Below are 17,304 nucleotides of genomic sequence, written 5' to 3' on the forward strand. Positions count from 1 at the left end.
CGCGCGCGCAATCGCGTCGGTCCGGCAATCTTGCTCCAGACCTGACGCGCGGGGGGAAGATCTGAAATGGCTGACGGGGTACAGGCAGCGCCGCAGGTGCTGTCGCTGACGTTCGATTATGACAATCGCTATTCGCCGACCGTGCGCATGGGCGGCTGGATCGAACTGGTTCTGGCGGAACGTCTTGCCGCGGGGCAGAATGTGCGGGTCACGTTCGGCGACGTGACGCTGGATCTGACCAGCATCGACACCCAGAGGGCGGGTGAGCGCGTGCTTCAGGTGATGCTCCCGAATGGTTTTTCCACCGCCGTTCCCCTCGTGGTCAGCGACGATGGCCGCCACATCGGTATCGGCGCGTCCAGCCTGGTGCTCGGCCTCCTCAACGAGATTTCGGCCGTCGCGACCGGCAGCGAAGAGGCCGCGCCTGTGATCACCACCACCCCTGTCGACATGATGTCGTCGGACGATTTCAGTTTCTCGCAAGGCCGGGTCGAGAATTTCGCCATCCTCGATTCACGTGGCCGCAGCGAGATGCTGCTCGACGATCGCACGACGCAGCTCGCCATCATCGACTTCGGCGCCCTGTGGTGCGGCCCGACCCAGCGTTTTCAGCAGACGCTGTCGGCGGTTCAGCAGCGGATCGGCAATGGCTTCGACATGAAGAGCGTGCTGTTCGAGGCAGCACGCGGCGTTTACGCCACCACTGCCGAAGCGGCCGTTCAGGAACATGCCTATCGCTTGCGCGGCGACATTTTCACGGTGTCCGCCGATGATGAACGCCAGGCGATCATCCGCAAGGATCTGGGGCTCGCATGGTTCTCGCCGCAGCTCGTGGTCGATCAGGTCACCGGCGAGATCCTCGGTCAGATCAGCAGCGGCCAGGATCTTCCCGGTTATCTCTACGCCGATCAGGTCGTCGACTCCGTCAACAATATCATCGCCTATGTGGAAACGCTTGCCGATACGCCGGGCATCACGCGCGGCGGCACGCGCGGTTCGGACGTCATTGCCGGCAGCGTGCGGGCGGACCGGCTGAGCGGCGGCGCCGGCCGCGATTACATCGACGGCGGCTATGGCGATGACGAGCTGGTGGGCGGTGATGACAATGACGTGCTGATCGGCGCGGCTGGCAACGACACGTTGCGGGGCGGCTCGGGCAACGATCGGCTGGTCGGCGGCAGCGGCTTCAACACGCTCATCGGTGGCGATGGCGATGGTGACGTTGCCGACTATCAGCAGATCGACGGCGGCATCTATGTCCGCCTGAGCGATGGAGGGCGCGGCGTGGTCAGCGTCGACGGCGAAGCGCGCGATCGCCTGGTCGGTATCGAACAGGTCTGGGGCGGCGTGCATGACGACGTGCTGATCGGCTCGACGCGGGGCGACACGCTGTACGGCGGCAACGGCAACGATCTGATCCGCACCGGCGGCGCGGCGGAAGGCATGATCGACATCGTGGCCGGCGACAATGGCGACGACGTCATCGTGTTCGAAGGCGGCCGGGCCGAGGCGGATGGCGGCTGGGGCGCGGACGTGTTCGTCATCAAGGGCGGGATGATCCGTATCCAGGATCTGGACACCGACGTCGACACGCTTGACTTCTCGCAGCTTCGTTATGGCGTTCACACGAGTGAATACGCGCCCGGCCTCGCGGCATTTGGATCCGCGGAACCGCGCGAGGGGCTGGATTCGGTATTCGGCCTGATCACCGGCTTCGATCGCGTGCTGGGCACGCGGTTTGCGGATTTCATGCTGGCTGATTTCGATGGCACCATCCTGTTCGGCGGCGCCGGCAACGATCAGTTGCTCGGCGGCGCGGGGGATGACGAACTCTACGGCGAACAGGGTAACGACTTCATCCTTGGCGGCGCTGGCGACGACATTCTGCTCGGCCACGCCGGCCGCGATGAAATCAACGGCGGCGACGGCGACGATCTTATCGCCGGTGGCGCTGGCGCGGATATTCTGACGGGCGGCGCCGGCTATGATTTCTTCGTCTGGGACGCCGATCATCTCTCCGGCCGTGACACCATCACCGATTTCACCCGCGGCGAGGACGTGATCGACTTGTCTAACGTCGGCAGCTTCTCGTTTCTTGGCCGCAAGGGCTTCACTGGTGGGGGCGAGGCCGAGGTGCGCTTCCGCTCCATTGACAACGATACGCTGATCCAGGTCGACGTGGACGGGAACAGCACCGTCGATCTGACGATCCTGCTGAACGGCCATCACATGCTCGGCGCAAGCGACTTCATCCTCGCGCCGTCCGACCTGCCGTCCTGATCTGCCGCTGACGCCAGCCGGCGCGGTTCGGCGCTACGCTTGGTTCCTCACCCCGGGCCCGGTCCGGGGTGGGGATCTCCCCTCGCCCATCCGCAGTCCGGTGGGCGAGGGAAGATCCAAGTCACCGGCGCCTCAGGCCAGCATCTCCATCGTGACCGGAAAGGCGGGGGTGCCGGTTCGCTCGAACGCCGCGACATTCTCCATCGTCGTCTCGGCGATGGCGGTCAGCGCCTCGCGCGTCAGGAACGCCTGGTGGCCGGTGATCAGCACGTTGGGAAACGTCAGCAGCCGCGCGAACACATCGTCCTGGATGATCTGGCCGGACAGGTTCTCGAAGAACAAGTCGCTCTCTTCCTCGTAAACGTCCAGCCCGACATGGCCGATCTTGCCGCTCTTCAGCCCGTCGATCAGCGCGCGCGTTTCGACCAGCGCACCGCGCCCGGTGTTGATGATCATCACGCCCGGCTTCATCCGCTCGATCGCGGCGTGGTCGATCAGATGGCGGGTGTCGGGGGTCAGCGGGCAGTGCAGCGTGATGATGTCGGCTTGCGCGAACAGTTCGTCCATGGCCACGTAGCGGCCACCCGCGGCCAGAAAGTCCCGGTTCTCGCCCGGATCATGGCCGAGGATTTGGCACCCGAGGCCGGCCATGATCCGCGCCACGCAGACGCCGATCTTGCCCGTCCCGACAATCCCGACCGTGCGGCCGTGGAAATTGAACCCGGTCAGACCATCCAGTGAAAAATTGCCTTCCCGCACCCGGGCATAGGCGCGGTGGATGTTGCGGCTGAGGCTCAGCATCAGCGCCGCGGTATGTTCGGCCACCGCTTCGGGCGAATAGGCCGGCACCCGCCCCACCTGGATGCCCAGATCGCGCGCCGCGACCAGGTCGACATTGTTGAACCCGGCACAGCGCAGCGCGATCAGCCGCGTCCCCCCGGCGTACAGCGTCTCCAGCACGCGCCGGTCCAGCACGTCATTGACGAAGGCGCATATTCCCGTCGCTCCCTGGCCCAGCGGCGCCGTCTCCTTGCTCAGCCGTGATTCCAGAAACACGATGTCGTGCCGCCCGCCATGCGCCGCATTGGCCGCCGAAAGGAACGCGCGGTCATACGCCTTGGTGCTGAACGTCGCGATCTTCATGCGCACGCCTCCTTTCTCGCCGGGGTCCGAACTTTGTCGCGCCTGCGGGAGCGCGCCGCCATCCGGTGCGTTCCATGATAGTTCACGGGAGTAGCATGTGCGTAAACATTGGGTGGTAACGGCATCGGCAGTCGCGCTGCTGGCAGGATGCAACGTTCAGGATCAGTCGGCGCAAAATTCCGCAACATCCAATGCGCAGGCGGTGCAGCAGGCAAGCTGGGACGGGAAGACCGCGGACCAGCTTCGCCAGGCCATCGCCAACCGCGCGGCGCATGGCCTTGATGGCAAGGATTTCCCGATCGCCGGCGACGATGATCAGGCGCTGACTCAGGCCGCGCTTGCCTATGCCGGCGCCCTGGCGAGCGGGGCGACCGACCCGACGAAGCTGTACGACGTCTATACGGTGCCGCGGCCCAAGCCCGATCTGAAGCAGGGTCTTCAGTCCGCGCTGGCGGCGGGCGACGTCGGCAAGTGGCTCGACAGCCTGGCGCCGCAGGATGCCAATTACCGCCGCCTGTCCCAGGCCTATGTGGAACTGCGGAAGCAACCGGCCCAGGCCAAGCCCGCGGTTCCCGAGACGGGCGACCTGATCAAGCCGGGCGCCTCCGATCCGCGCCTGCCGGTGATCGCCAACCAGCTCGCCGTGCTCGACTATCTCGATCCCGCCGCGGCGAAGGGCAATGGCTACACGCCCGCGATGGTCGCGGCGGTGAAGAAGATGCAGGCCGATTACGGCATGGAGCCGGACGGCGTGATCGGCGTGGAGGCGCTGGCGATCCTCAACATGTCCGATGACGTGCGCGCCCGCGCGATCGCGGTGAACATGGAACGGCTGCGCTGGCTGGAACGCACCCCGCCAACGACGCGCATCGACGTGAATGTCGCCGCCGCGCGCCTCAGCTACTGGCGCGATGGCAAGCTGGTCGACAGCCGCCGCGTCGTGGTCGGCGAACCCGACACCGAAACGCCGCAGCTCGGCTCCCCGATGTTCCGCCTGGTCGCCAATCCGACCTGGACGGTGCCGCGCTCGATCCAGGAAAAGGAAATCGCGAAAAAGGGCCCGGGCTATCTGAAGGCCAATAACATGGTCTGGAAGGACGGCTGGATCGTGCAGGAGCCGGGCCCCAAGAACTCGCTCGGCCTGGTCAAGTTCGACATGCAGAACGATCACGCCATCTACCTGCACGATACGCCCGCCAAGCCGCTGTTCGCGATGGTGCAGCGCGCGCGCAGCCACGGCTGCGTCCGCGTGGAGGACGCGCTCGGCTTCGCCGCCATGCTGGCCGAGCAGGAGGGCGTGCTTGACGAATGGAACAAGGCCCGCGCCACCGGCAAGGAAACCTTTGTGAAGCTGCCGCGCCAGATCCCGGTGCGGCTGCTTTACCAGACGGTGCTGTTCGACGATTCCGGCGCACCGATCGTGCGCAACGATCCCTATGGCTGGAACGACCGCGTTTCCGAGGCGCTGGGCTTCAAGGGGCCGGCCTCCATGCGGGTAAAGACCGGCGCCGCGGACGTCGGGCCGTAAGCTCCTGCACCGAAGTGATATTTCAGATGCCGCCGGGTCAGGAACCGGGCGGCATCTGGCGGATTCCTGTCCATATATCTGGAGGCGATCATGTCTGACGATAAAACCAAGGTTGGCGGCGCAGACCGCCGAACGGTGGCCGGCGATGAACCCTATGAGGTCGAATATTTCGCGAGAAAGCACGGCTTGCACGCCGATCAGGCGCGCGACCTGATCGCCCGGATCGGCAACAATCGCGTCGAGCTGGACAAGGCCGCAGAGCAACTAAAGGCCTGATTGCCCACGTTCCGCACACGCGCCCGAAAGGGACGTGTGCGGACGCAAACGCGGCCACCGATCAGCTATTGGCCGCCATCACGCCGGCACGATGGGCGAGCCAGCACTCGGACGGCCGCCCGGCGCTTTCCATTCACAGTCAAACGCCCCTTCCGCGCTGCCCGCGAGAGGCCGCCGATGAGCGTCGCAGCCCTCGGCGCCCCCTTTTAACGCGCTCAGCTCTCGGGCGTCTCCAGCAACTTGTCGATGGTGACGGGCAGCGTGCGCACACGCTTGCCGGTGGCGTGGAAGATCGCATTGGCGATCGCCGCCGCCGTGCCAACGATGCCGATCTCGCCCAACCCCTTGACGCCCAGCGGCGATACTTCGGGATCGGGCTCATGGACGAAGATCACGTCGATGTCGTGAACGTCGGCATGGGCGGGCACGTGATATTCGGCGTAATTGTGATTCATCCACCGCCCCAGCGTGCGGTCCGCAAAGGTCTCCTCGTGCAGCGCCATGCCCATGCCCATCACCACGCCGCCCAGGATCTGGCTGCGCGCAGTCTTGGGATTGATGATCCGCCCAGCCGCCACCGCATTGACGACACGGGTGACGCGCACCTGATTCAGTTCCTCGTCCACCCGCACTTCGCAGAAGATCGCGCTGTGCGTGTTGCGTGACTTGCGCGCCATGGACACCATGTCGCTAAGCCCGGCAGAGGATGTTTCCTCCACCTCGATCCGGTCCAGCCCAGCCGCCTGCATGACATCGCTCAGCTTGGCGCGGATGGCGGGATTGTCGCGGCGGATCATCTCGCCGCCGGCAAACTCCAGGCCCTCGATGCCGTTGACGCCGCGAAACGGGCGCCCGTCCAGCTTGTCCGCCGCCGTCAGCAGCTTCTTGGCCACCGACTGACAGGCGAGCTGCACCGCCGCGCCGGTCGACGCCGCTGCCCAGGAACCACCCTCGACCGGCGCTTCGGGCAAGTCGCTGTCGCCCAGTTTGGCGGTGATATGCTCGGGCGCAATGCCCAGCGTGTCGGCGGCGACCAGCACCATCACCGTATAGGTGCCAGTACCGATGTCGGAACTGGCGGAGGCCACCTCCAGCTTGCCGTTGGCGGTCAGGACCGCGCTGGCGGCAGTCTTGGTGAACTGCGCGTCCCACATGCCGGTCGCCATGCCCCAGCCGATCAGCTCGCGGCCTTCCTTCATGGAGCGCGGCTCGGGTGACCTTTTCTCCCAGCCGAAGCGCGCCGCTCCCTCCTGATACGCTTCGCGCAGCGCCTTGGATGTGTAAGGCGTGCCGTTCATCGCATCCACGTCCGCATAGTTGATCAGGCGGAATTCCAGTGGGTCGACGCCGGCCGCATAGGCCATTTCGTCCATCGCGATTTCGAACAGCGTCATGCCCGTCGCCGCGCCCGGCGCACGCATGTCGGCGGAGGTGTAAGTGTCGCGCGGCGCGATGAAATATTCGCCGCTCGCATTGGGGCAGTCGTAATTCATCATGCCCCAGACGACGATATCCTCCATGTTGCTTTCGAACCGCGACGTGGACGTGGTCGCATTATGGATCATCGCGCTCAGCTTGCCGTTTTGCTCGGCACCCAGGCTGATCGAATAGGTACATTCCGGGCGATGCGCGTGGGTGAACATCTGCGCGCGCGTCATCACCACGCGCACCGATCGTTCGAGATGGATCGCGCCCATCACGGCCAGCTGCACCTGCCATTGCGGGCGCAGCCCCGATCCGAACGCGCCGCCGACATAAGCGTTGACGACACGGACGTTCTTCTTGCCCAGGCCAAAGGCGCTGGCGAGATAGGCCTGCGGCCCCTGTGATCCCTGCACCTTGTCAAAGACGGTGATCTTGCCGTCGCCATGCCATTCCACGGTGGAGGCGTGCATCTCCATCGGATTGTGATGCTCGGTGGCAAGGTGATACTCGCCCGATACCTTCACCGCCGCCTCGGCAAAGGCTTTCTCGGCATCGCCGCGGTTCTTGGGCGGGTGATAATTGTTGCGCCGCTTCAGGTAGGACGGGGTGAACTTCTCGGCGAGTGACGCCTCGAAGTCGATATTGTGCCCCTCCTCCTCGTATCGCACCTCCACCAGGCTGGCGGCGAAGCGCGCCGCCTCGAACGTCTCGGCCACCACCAGCGCCACTGGCTGGCCGGCGAACAGGATCGTATCGTCGTGAAAAGCCTTGAACGGCTCGCCCGGGATCGACAGCTCGTCCTTCCAGCTGCGGTCCAGCCAGGCCTGGCGCGGCCGGTTCAGGTGACTGATGATGTCGACCACGCCGGGCACCGCCCGCGCCGCCGCCTCATCGATCGACACGATCTTGCCCTTGGCGATCCGCGACGACACCGCCACGCCATGCAGGAGGCCGGCGATGTTATACTCGGCGGCATATTTCGCTCGCCCGGTTACCTTCTCCACGCCGTCCACGCGTGACAGCGACGAGCCGATGCCGATCTTGGCCGGTGCGTTCATGGCATGCTCCTCACGCGATACGTTTGTCGGTTTGCGATTGCGGCGTGCCGGCCGCCGCCTGGCTCAGCGCGCGAACGATGGCACGGCGGGCAAGGTCGATCTTGAAGTCATTCTCGCCCTGGCCCCTGGCGCCCTTCAGCATCGCCTCGGCCACGGCGCGGAACGCCTGCTCGCCGGGACGCTCGCCGCGCAGCAGCCGCTCCGCCTCGGGCACGCGCCACGGCTTGTGCGCCACCCCGCCCAGCGCCACCCGCGCCTCCGCAATCTCGCCACCCTCGATCCGCATCCCGACCGCGACGGAAACCAGCGCAAAGGCATAGGACAGCCGATCACGCAGCTTCAGATAGGTGTAGTTGCTGGCGAACCCTTCGGGGGGAAGGTCGATGGCAGTAACGAGTTCACCGGGGCGCAGCGTGTTGTCGCGCCACGGCTCGTCGCCCGGCAGGCGGTGATAATCGGCAAAGGCAATGGTCCGCTCGCCCTCCGGCCCGGTCACCTGCACCTCCGCCTCCAGCGCGGCCAGCGCGATGCACATGTCGGAGGGATGAGTCGCGATGCACTGGTCGCTTGCGCCCAGAATGGCGTGGATACGATTGACGCCGCCGATCGCCCCGCACCCCTCGCCGGGGTTGCGCTTGTTACAGGGCGTGTCGACGTCGTAGAAATAATAGCAGCGCGTCCGCTGGTTGATGTTGCCGCCGTTGGTCGCCGCATTGCGCAACTGGGGCGAGGCGCCGGCGAGGATCGCGGAGGCGAGCAGCGGATAATCCTTCTGCACGCGCGGGTGGTACGCCGTGTCGGCATTGGTGGCGAGCGCCCCCAGCCGCAGGCCGCCGCCCTCCCGCTCCTCGATCGCATCAAGGGGCAAGTGATTGATGTCGATGACCTGCAAGGGTCTGGCGACATTCTCCTTCATCAGGTCGACCAGGTTGGTCCCGCCGGCGAGATAGGCAGCGTGCTCACCGCGTCCGGCCGAAACCGCCTCCGCCGTTGCGCCGGGCCGCTGGTAATCGAAGCGGATCATGCCCCCTTCTCCGTCTCCAGCACCTGCAGCACCGCGTCGGCGATGTTGGTATAGGCGCCGCAGCGGCACAGATTGCCGCTCATCTGCTCGCGAACGTCGTCGCGGCTTTTCGCGTGCCCCTCGCTGATCAGCCCCTGCGCGGAACAGATCTGGCCCGGCGTGCAATAACCGCATTGAAACGCGTCATGCTCGATGAAGGCGGCCTGTAGCGGGTGGAGGTTGCCCGGTGCCCCCAGCCCCTCGATCGTCGTCACCTCGCACCCGTCCAGCGTCACCGCCAGCTTCAGGCAGGAGTTCATCCGCTTGCCATCGATCAGCACCGTGCACGCCCCGCACTGGCCGTGGTCGCAGCCCTTCTTGGATCCGGTGAGATCAAGCTGATGACGCAGCAGGTCGAGCAACGTCGTCCACGGCTCCACCTGAAGTTTCCGCGCTTCGCCGTTGATGGTCAGGGTCAGCGACAGGGTGCCGATCGGGTCGGCGGCCACCCGCTGGCCCGCGGCACGATCCAGCGTCACGGCTTCGTTCATGTCCGAGGCTCCTTCTGGCCGATCTCATTCCAAAGGCGGCCGATGTTCTCCGAAACTGATCCGCTCAACGGCCGGAGCCCGGCTCGGAAAGGCCGCGGTGGATCTGCGCCGCCGCCCTGTCCGGCAGGGCGTCGGCGATCGCGCCCATCACCTTGTTCTTCAGCGTCGGGATCACCTTGTCCTTGCCGCTCATCAGCGCGTCGATGCCCGCCTTGGCCACCACGGCGGGATCATCCTTGTTCGCCTGGCCGGCGCGCGTGTCGTCCATGTCGGCGCGGTGGAAGAAGTCGGTTTCCGTCATGCTGGGCATCAGGACGGTAACGGTAACGCCCGTGTCCTTCAGCTCGTTGCGCAGCGCCTCGCCGAACCAGCGCAGGAACACCTTGGTCGACCCGTAAACCGCCTCGAACGGATCCGGCATGGTCGCGGAAATGGAGGATGAGAACAGGATTCGCCCGCTATCCCGCGCCACCATGTCGCGCAGCACAAGCTTGGTCAGGTGCACCGCCCCGCGCACGTTCAGGTCGATCATCTGCAATTCGGTGGCAAGATCGGTTTCGGCGAACGGCCCGCCAAGCCCGATGCCCGCGTTGACGCACAGCACCTCCACCGCACGGCCGCCGATCGCCTGATGCAGCCCCTCGACCGCCGCTGCCTTGCCGAGATCGCCGGCGTAGATGTCGACCTTTGCGCCGGTCGCCGCCAGCGCCGCGGCCGCGTCACGCAGATGCTGTTCATCCTGCGCCGCGATCAGCAGGTCATGCCCGCGCTCACCCAGTTCACGCGCCAGTTCCAGGCCGATGCCGTTGGAGCCGCCTGTCACGACCGCGAGGGGCCGCGCCGCCGGGCGTTCCGTGGAGTCGCTCATTGCAGGTCCTTTGCTGTGCGTCGTCCGGCCCGAACGGGTGAAACGGCGAAAGGCTGCGCAGCCACCGCCCGTCTGCCGCTTCTACCGATCGCAGCGCACGTCAGGCGGGCGGCTTGGACTGCGCGTCGGGATCCAGCCCGGTCGATGGCACGTCGGTATTGTCGCCTTCCTCCATGCCGAAACGGGTGGTGCCGCCTTCACCGGCCTGCTGGGGCCGGGTCTCGCCGGTGTCCTTGTCCTGGGGCTGGCGCTTCTCGGCCGGTTTGCTGTCGTCCTGCATCCTGTCCTCCATTCAGGTGCATCAACCCGCAGGACCGGCGAACGGGTCCGCGCGCCCGGCTTTCCACAATTTATCCACAAGCCTGTGCACGGGGTTTGCACAGCTTGTTCAGGTATTGCGCACAGGTGATCAACATCGTCCTCCCTCACTTATCGAGAGGTTATCACCGGAGTTATCCACAGCCACCGCCAAGCCGCCGTTGTGCTACACAACCGCCTTCCCACGATGCCAGAAGCCATGCCGCCACCCGATCAGACCATCCGGATCCGCCCGCTGGTCCCCGCCGATCTGCCAGCCGCGCTCGCCATTCAGCAGGCGAGCTATCCTGCGTTCCTGCTGGAGGATGAGCCCGCGTTTCTGAGCCGGCTGCGGACCGCCGCTTCCTACTGCCTCGCCGCGACGCGCGGCGGGACGCTGATTGCCTATCTTCTGGCCCATGGCTGGAGGAGCGCCGCGCCGCCGCCGGTCGGCACCCTTCTGCCCCGCCATGCCGCCAGCGAGGTGCTGTTCATCCATGATCTCGCCGTGTCGATCACCGGGCGGGGGTCCGGCATCGGAAGACGCCTGGTGTCCAGCGCGCTCGATCTGGCCGTTGCCGATGGCCTATCGACCGCCGAGCTGATCGCGGTCGAGGGCGCGGCCGATTACTGGCGCGCGCTGGGCTTCCGTACGTCCCCCGGCTCTCCGGAACTCGCCGCCAAGGTAGCCGCATACGGGCCAGCGGCGCAGTGGATGACGCGCACCATGGTACACGAATCCAGCCCTGCGGCCTGATCGCCGTTGCAGGATCCTGCACTGGCACGCGCCGCAATCAGGCGACGCTGCGCACCTCGGGTACGTCGAGCGCGCTCAGACGTGCTTCATGCCCCTCGCGATCGATGCGGTAGAACTTCCACACCGCAATCGACAGGAAGCTGAGCGTCGTCACCAGCACCAGAAAGGTCCAGCCGAGTGCGGCCAGCGTCTCTGCGGGCACCTGACCCGGCAAGGCCTTGCGCGGGAAGGCGATGAAGGTGAGCAGCGCCCCGCCCAGCACGGTTCCCATCGCGGTGATGATCTTCTGGATGAACTGATCGGCCGAGGTGATCAGCCCTTCGGAGCGCCGCCCCGTTTTGGCCTGCGCGTCTTCGACAATATCGGCGATCATCGAACTCACCAGCACGAAGCCGCCATAATAGAAGACGGCCGAGACGAAGGCGAAGGCGATCAGCGTCGGCAGCAGCAGTGGATCGCCATTGGCGAAAAACGCGCCCGAAAGGCGCAGCAGCAGCGGCATGTTGGTGAGGATGGTGCCCACGAAGAACAGGCCCATGCAGGCAGCCTTCTTCCCATAGCGGCGCGACAGCATGGCCCCAACGATAGCGCCGATCGGCGTAGCCACGAACCCTGCCACCGTGGTCAGCAGAAGGGCCGAGGCAGGCAGGCCCCAGATGAAGGTGGCGATATACGCCTCCAGCACGGTGCGGATGCCAAAGCCGATACCGGCCAGCGCACCGGCAATCACGGCCACCGCCATGTTGCGATTGCGCAGCGTCTCCACCGCTTCCCTCAACGAGCCTCGAAGCCCCCCGCTTGCCTTGGGCGGCTCGTACAGGGTGCCGCGATAGCGCCGCGTGCCGAAAGCGTTGATCAGCATGGCCCCCAGCATCAGCAGAGCTGCGGCGATGCTGAGCTTGCCGTAACCCTCGCGAACGAGCTGGCCCACCGCGCCCGCTTCCGGCGACAGGAACCAGCCGAGGCCCATGAAGGCCGTGATCATTGCGCCTGCCGTGCCCAGCACCCAGCGCCACGCGACTAGATTGGTACGGACATGATATCCCGGCGCCAGCTCCGGGGTCAGCGCATTGGCGGGCACCTCGAAAAAGCTGAAGCTGAGGTTCAGCAGCAGCGCGCTGGCCAGCAGCCAGGCAAAGGTCATCTGCGATGACAGACCAATCGGGGGATTCCAGAGGGCTACGCACAGGAGCGCGGCCGGTATGGGGGCGGCGAACATCAGGGTGTGGCGTCGGCCCCAGCGCGAGCGCAGCGTGTCGGAAAAGTGGCCGATCGCGGGGTCCCATATCGCGTCGCACGCAATCACGATGCCGAGCGCGAGGCTGACCATCCACGCCTCAAGGCCGACGACCTGACTGTAAAACAACAACAAAAGCGACCGCAGATAGATCAGCGAGCCATTCGCCATGGCGCCGGTACCGTGGGCAAATTTGGTCCCGAGCGGAAGCGCAGCGCGCCGATGTTCCGGGCACGCGTCTGTCACCCCGGCCGCAATCGTCGCCATGATCCTCTCCTCTTTTCGGGTCCGCCGGACGGCGGCTGGGTCGCGAAGCGGCGGTGCCAAACGCCGGCCCGCCCTGCCGTCCCGCCAGCACGGCAATGGCCGGGTCCAAGCCACAAACGGCCGCACTCGCACCACGATCGGGCAGCTAGCGGAGAAGATCGGCCAGCACCTTCCGCGGATCGAGAAGGGATCACGATGGCGTCGACCCGCTTTGACCCGATCCGTTGAACCTGCCGCGATGAAAGTGACGATGCCGCCTCGGCCCGCGCGCCGCCGCCAGCGCCGACCGCACGGCGCACGCACCCGTTCGCGCCATCATCAGCGCGCTGGTTCACCGGCCCAGACCAACGGCCGGCGCGATTATCCCCGCGTACCGCCACATGATCATCCTCTCCATAATGAGTTTTGGAAAAACACTGGCCGGTGTCAAGATTCCAAATTCGGCTATGGCTGGAGTGTCGCGGCGCGCGGGCCTATATCGGCCCGGTGAGTGCCCGGCCTGTTCCTGCCCAAACGCCTGCCCAGCGCCCGCCCCGCACGCCGCGCTTTACCCGTCGCCGTTCACAGATCCTCGACACGGCATCCGCGCTCATCAACCGGCACGGGCTGCGCGGGATGACGCTGACGGCGGTGGCCAAGTCACTCGGCCTCGATACCAGCAGCGTCACTTATTACTTCCGGCGCAAGGAACAGCTGGCCGTCGCCTGTTTCGAACGAACATTACGTTTCTCGCTGGAGACCGCCCAAGCGGCCGCGCGTCAACCGGACGCACCGGCGCGGGTCAGGCACCTGATCGCGGCGCAATTCGATCTGTATCGCGGGCGCGCCGAGCCGGGCGCCGGGGAGCTGGCGGTGCTGTCAGACATCCGCGCGCTGGACCCCGCCGCGCGTGCCCCGCTTGAGGCGATCTATGCCGAGTCGTTTGCCGTGGTGCGCGGCTTCTTCGCGCCGGCGGAGGGGGGGACCGGCGGATCGCGCTCCGCGATTGCAGCCACTCATCTGACCGCCAGCCTTCAATGGCTGCCCGCCTGGATCGACCGTTACCAGCCCCGCGATTATCCGCGGGTGGAGGCCCGCCTGTTCGACGTGCTGGCCCACGGCCTGGCGTGTGACGGCAGGCCGTGGCCGATGGTGCCGACCCAGCCCTGCCATTCCGCCGAGGCGACCGCGCAGGCCCGCTTCCTGACCGCCGCCAGCCGGCTCATCAACAGCCACGGCTATGCCGGTGCCAGCGTGGAGCGGATTGCGGCAGAACTGGGCGTCAGCACCGGCAGCTTCTACCATCACCTTGATAACAAGGACGATCTGGTGCTCGCCTGTTTCCGGCGCTCCTTCGCGACCATCGAATGGGCCCAGGCACAGGCGGAGGTGAGCGGCGCTGACGAGGGCGAACGGCTGGCCATGGCTGCTGCCATTCTCGTCGCCCTGCAATTCGACCAGAACAGCCCGCTGCTGCGGATGAGCGCCTATCAGGCGCTGCCGCTTGAACTGCGCGGGGACATGCTGCTGCTGGCGGCGCAGCTCACTCGCCATGTCGCCGGAACGATCGCGGACGGCATTGCGGATGGGTCACTGCGGCCGGTCGACCCGCTGATAGCGGGGCAGACGGTGATGGCGGCAATCAGCGCCGCCTCCGACCTGCGCCGCTGGGCCGCGCCGCGCCCGCGCGCCGAGGCGGTTCGCGACTATCTCGAACCGCTGCGGATCGGACTTTTCGGCTAAGCCAGCCATTATCCAAAACTGGCTATGTCCTGAGAAAATGAGCCGGTTACGTCCGTCCCGTCAAACTTCGCGGCTGGCCGCGTGAAGGTCCGCCGACCCACGTTCGAGATGGAGCCGGTCGCGCTGGTGGACCCCATTGGCCGAGCGCATCGCTTAAATGGCTCTGGAAAACGCTACCGAAAACCGCCCGTCGCGCGCGGCGATCAGCCGGGGTTGGCGGGGGCCCCGATCGGCTCGGGCGTCTTGTCCTTGGTCTGCTTCCCGCTGAGGCTGATGCCGACGAACGAGACGATCCAGAGCAAGGCACCCAGCGCGACGATGATGATCGCTGCCCGTGCAAGCCGTGAGTTTGAGGGTCTGGCCATCACGCAACAACGCGGACCGGGCCGTTTCGGTCGCAACCCCGCGGCTGTTTTTCAGCCGGCCAGCAATCGTCAGCGGAAGCGTTCGCGATAGCTCTGGCGAGCCGCTGCCGCCCAGTCCGCCGATCCGCACAATTGCGGAACCGACTGGCTGTCCCAGGAGGCCGTGAAGTGGCCGACCTGCTCGGCGGCCATGGGGCGGCTGAACAGATAACCCTGACCGATGTCGCAGCCCTTGACGATCAGGTGCGCCGCCTGGGTGGATGTCTCCACTCCCTCCGCCACCGTGGTGATCTTCAGGCTCCTGGCCAGTTCGATCACTGCCCCGACAATCGCCGAATCCTCGCAATCCACCATGGTCAGGCGCGACACGAACGAGCGATCGATCTTCAGCGCATCGACCGGAAACTGCTTCAGGTGAGTCAGTGAGGCATAGCCGGTGCCGAAATCGTCCAGCGCGATCTGGATGCCGGCCTCCGACAGGGTCTTCAGCGCGACGCTGACGTTTTCGGCGAGCTGGCCGAGGAAGACGGTTTCGGTCACCTCCAGTTCCAGCATGGAGGGCGGCAGCTTCGCGCGTTCCAGCCGCTCCAGGATACGCTCCGCGAAATTGCCACGGCGGAAATCCTCGGGCGAGCCATTGATGGCTATGCGCCCGAACTGGACGCCCTGGTCGGCCCAGCGCGCCATGTCGCTGATCGTGCGTTCCAGCATCCGGTCCGTGATCTGGACGGAGGTGGTGGGATCCTCGAACGCGGCGCTGATCGATGCGGGTGAGCGCAAGCCCTGCTGCGGATGGTGCCAGCGCAGCAGCGCCTCGAACCCGAGGACATCGCCGGTCTTCAGGCAGATCTTGGGCTGGTAGAAGGGGACGATCCAGTCCGCCTGCAACCCGGCGCGGGCATCGGCCAGCATGTGCTTCTCGCGTTCGGCCGCATCGCGCAGCCCGCGGTTGAATTCGCGTAGGCCGCCGCGACAATCGCGCTTGGCAGCGTAGAGCGCGAGATCGGCGCTCTTGTGGATTTCATCTGCGGTGTTGCCGTCGCGGAACGCCGCAGCGAAACCGGCGCTGAGGCTGACGTCGATGTGACGCCCGGCAAAGGTCATCGGGCTGGAGATTTCCGCCAGCAGGGCGGCGATCTGCGTGGTGCCGATCCCGCTATGGTCGAGCCCGGGGATGATGATCGCGAATTCGTCGCCGGCCAGCCGGGCAGCGGTGGCGCCCGGCGGGGCGATCCGCTGCAGCCGCGCGGCCACCTCGCACAGCAGCGCATCGCCGGCGTCATGGCCCAGGCTGTCGTTGATCGTCTTGAAGCGATCGACGTCGAAGACGATGAGCCCGACGCGGCCGTCGCCCTGCCGCGCATTGGCCAGCGCCGCGTCCAGCCGCTCGGCGAACAGCAACCGGTTGGGCAATTGGGTCAGCGGATCATAATGAGCGGCGAAGCGCAGCTCACTTTCATACCGTCGCTGCGCCGTGACGTCCTGCAGCGAGCCGACCAGACGGGTCGCGCGGCCATCCTGGTCACGCACCACGAAGCCGCGGCTGCGCATGGTGAGATAGTCACCCGATCCGGCCAGGACGCGAAATTCCTGGGTCCAGTTGGTGAATTGAGGATCCTTCAGCGCGGCGGCATCGACCCCGATGCGATGGCGATCCTCCGGGTGGATGCGATCAATCCACCATTGCCGCGTCGTGCCGGCCAGCGCCTCGGGATAACCAAGCGTGGTTCCTACCGCGCTGCTCCACCCGATCTGATCGCCCTGCAACGGAACGTCCCAGATCACATCGCTCGACGCTTGGGACGCGAGCCGGTAGCGTTCCTCGCTGTCGCGCAGCGCCGCGACAAGATCCGCCATTTCGGATCGCGCCTCCAGCGCGGCGGTGAACGCCTTGTGACTGCCGGCCATGGCGCGCACCACCACGAACGAGACCATCAAGAACGTGAGCGCCACGCCGGCCAGATACCAGTCGCCCGACGCCAGCAGCCGGAGCGTGATCGGCATGGCCCCGAATACCAGCACCGAAAGGCCGGCGACCGGCAGCGCCTGAAGGCAATAACAGCAACTGATCGACCCGACGAAGACGAACAATGCGATCGCCGGGCCGCGCGCCGGAGTGGCCGCACCCAACAGCATGAAGCCCCACAGGCCGAAAGCGATGCTGAGAAGCGCAGAGGCGATGATCGTTCCGACGAGATAGCGGCGGATCTGTGCAGCCGTAGGCGCCTTGAAATTGCGGAACATCCACAAGCCGGCCCGCGCCATGACGCCCAGGAGCAGCATGGCCGGCATGCCCAGGCTGTAAGTGATCGGCACCTCACCATAAGTGGCAAGGCCCAGAAACGCCGAGTCGATGACCATCAGCGCGTACATCAGCGGGATCTGGGTGCGCAGCCGAGCGAACTGCTCCCGAAGCAGGACGTCGGAGCTTTGCGCTACCTGCTTGAAGGGACGAAAAAACATCAGGCTGATCCGGCGGGCTCGATCCCCGTGAATACCAGCCGGGGCGTTAATAATGGGTGACTTG

14 protein-coding genes are annotated in these 17,304 nt (G+C 66.0%); 5 read left to right on the top strand and 9 right to left on the bottom strand.

All coding sequences use genetic code 11. The annotated features are described in order from the left end of the window. Positions 1-66 precede the first annotated feature (66 nt). The gene (locus LK535_RS13060) at positions 67-2,280 is read left to right on the top strand and encodes a calcium-binding protein (protein ID WP_227772363.1); all 2,214 of its coding nucleotides are present in this window, start codon (positions 67-69) and stop codon (positions 2,278-2,280) included. Positions 2,281-2,412: 132 nt separating this feature from the next. Here the strand turns inward: LK535_RS13060 and LK535_RS13065 are convergent, their stop codons facing one another. Next, on the bottom strand, positions 2,413-3,423 hold the full coding sequence (locus tag LK535_RS13065) for a 2-hydroxyacid dehydrogenase (protein WP_227772364.1): 1,011 nt from the start codon (positions 3,421-3,423) through the stop codon (positions 2,413-2,415). Between the two features lie 97 nt (positions 3,424-3,520). On the opposite strand from LK535_RS13065, the gene LK535_RS13070 reads away from it, so the two are divergent. Together LK535_RS13070 and LK535_RS13075 are read left to right on the top strand one after the other, a co-directional pair. Then, positions 3,521-4,951: a L,D-transpeptidase family protein gene (locus LK535_RS13070; RefSeq protein ID WP_227772365.1), complete on the top strand. Its 1,431-nt coding sequence runs from the start codon at positions 3,521-3,523 to the stop codon at positions 4,949-4,951. A gap of 90 nt (positions 4,952-5,041) precedes the next feature. Further along, entirely contained in the window at positions 5,042-5,227 is a 186-nt protein-coding gene (locus LK535_RS13075) for a DUF3606 domain-containing protein (RefSeq protein WP_227772366.1), read from the top strand. A 215-nt stretch (positions 5,228-5,442) separates the two neighbouring features. Here LK535_RS13075 and LK535_RS13080 read toward each other — a convergent pair whose 3' ends face one another. From LK535_RS13080 to LK535_RS13100, 5 genes are all read right to left on the bottom strand, one after another. Further along, positions 5,443-7,710 carry a xanthine dehydrogenase family protein molybdopterin-binding subunit gene (locus tag LK535_RS13080; RefSeq protein WP_227772367.1) on the bottom strand — a complete coding sequence of 756 codons (2,268 nt, stop codon included), beginning with the start codon at positions 7,708-7,710 and terminating at the stop codon, positions 5,443-5,445. A gap of 10 nt (positions 7,711-7,720) precedes the next feature. Next, complete coding sequence (locus LK535_RS13085) at positions 7,721-8,734, bottom strand: FAD binding domain-containing protein (RefSeq protein WP_227772368.1); 1,014 nt, start codon at positions 8,732-8,734, stop codon at positions 7,721-7,723. Further along, positions 8,731-9,264 carry a (2Fe-2S)-binding protein gene (locus LK535_RS13090; RefSeq protein WP_227772369.1) on the bottom strand — a complete coding sequence of 178 codons (534 nt, stop codon included), beginning with the start codon at positions 9,262-9,264 and terminating at the stop codon, positions 8,731-8,733. Before LK535_RS13090 ends, LK535_RS13085 begins: the two co-directional genes overlap by 4 nt. A 64-nt stretch (positions 9,265-9,328) precedes the next feature. Beyond that, on the bottom strand, positions 9,329-10,132 hold the full coding sequence (locus LK535_RS13095) for an SDR family NAD(P)-dependent oxidoreductase (protein WP_227772370.1): 804 nt from the start codon (positions 10,130-10,132) through the stop codon (positions 9,329-9,331). Between the two features lie 100 nt (positions 10,133-10,232). Next, positions 10,233-10,412, bottom strand: coding sequence for a hypothetical protein (locus tag LK535_RS13100; protein WP_227772371.1), 180 nt, complete (start codon positions 10,410-10,412; stop codon positions 10,233-10,235). 237 nt (positions 10,413-10,649) lie between these two features. Here LK535_RS13100 and LK535_RS13105 point away from each other — a divergent pair, with 237 nt between their 5' ends. Continuing rightward, positions 10,650-11,186: a GNAT family N-acetyltransferase gene (locus tag LK535_RS13105; RefSeq protein ID WP_227772372.1), complete on the top strand. Its 537-nt coding sequence runs from the start codon at positions 10,650-10,652 to the stop codon at positions 11,184-11,186. A gap of 37 nt (positions 11,187-11,223) precedes the next feature. Here the strand turns inward: LK535_RS13105 and LK535_RS13110 are convergent, their stop codons facing one another. Next, entirely contained in the window at positions 11,224-12,690 is a 1,467-nt protein-coding gene (locus LK535_RS13110; protein ID WP_227772373.1) for an MFS transporter, read from the bottom strand. Positions 12,691-13,113: 423 nt separating this feature from the next. On the opposite strand from LK535_RS13110, the gene LK535_RS13115 reads away from it, so the two are divergent. After that, a complete protein-coding gene (locus LK535_RS13115) occupies positions 13,114-14,412 on the top strand; it encodes a TetR/AcrR family transcriptional regulator (protein WP_227772374.1) in 1,299 nt (432 codons plus the stop codon). A gap of 203 nt (positions 14,413-14,615) precedes the next feature. Here LK535_RS13115 and LK535_RS13120 read toward each other — a convergent pair whose 3' ends face one another. Both LK535_RS13120 and LK535_RS13125 read right to left on the bottom strand, forming a co-directional pair. Continuing rightward, on the bottom strand, positions 14,616-14,777 hold the full coding sequence (locus LK535_RS13120) for a hypothetical protein (protein WP_227772375.1): 162 nt from the start codon (positions 14,775-14,777) through the stop codon (positions 14,616-14,618). Positions 14,778-14,846: 69 nt separating this feature from the next. Further along, positions 14,847-17,240, bottom strand: coding sequence for a putative bifunctional diguanylate cyclase/phosphodiesterase (locus LK535_RS13125; RefSeq protein WP_227772376.1), 2,394 nt, complete (start codon positions 17,238-17,240; stop codon positions 14,847-14,849). Between the last annotated feature and the right edge of the window lie 64 nt (positions 17,241-17,304).

Origin of the sequence: Sphingomonas sp. IC4-52, assembly GCF_020707225.1 — a bacterium.
Lineage (GTDB): Bacteria > Pseudomonadota > Alphaproteobacteria > Sphingomonadales > Sphingomonadaceae > Sphingomonas.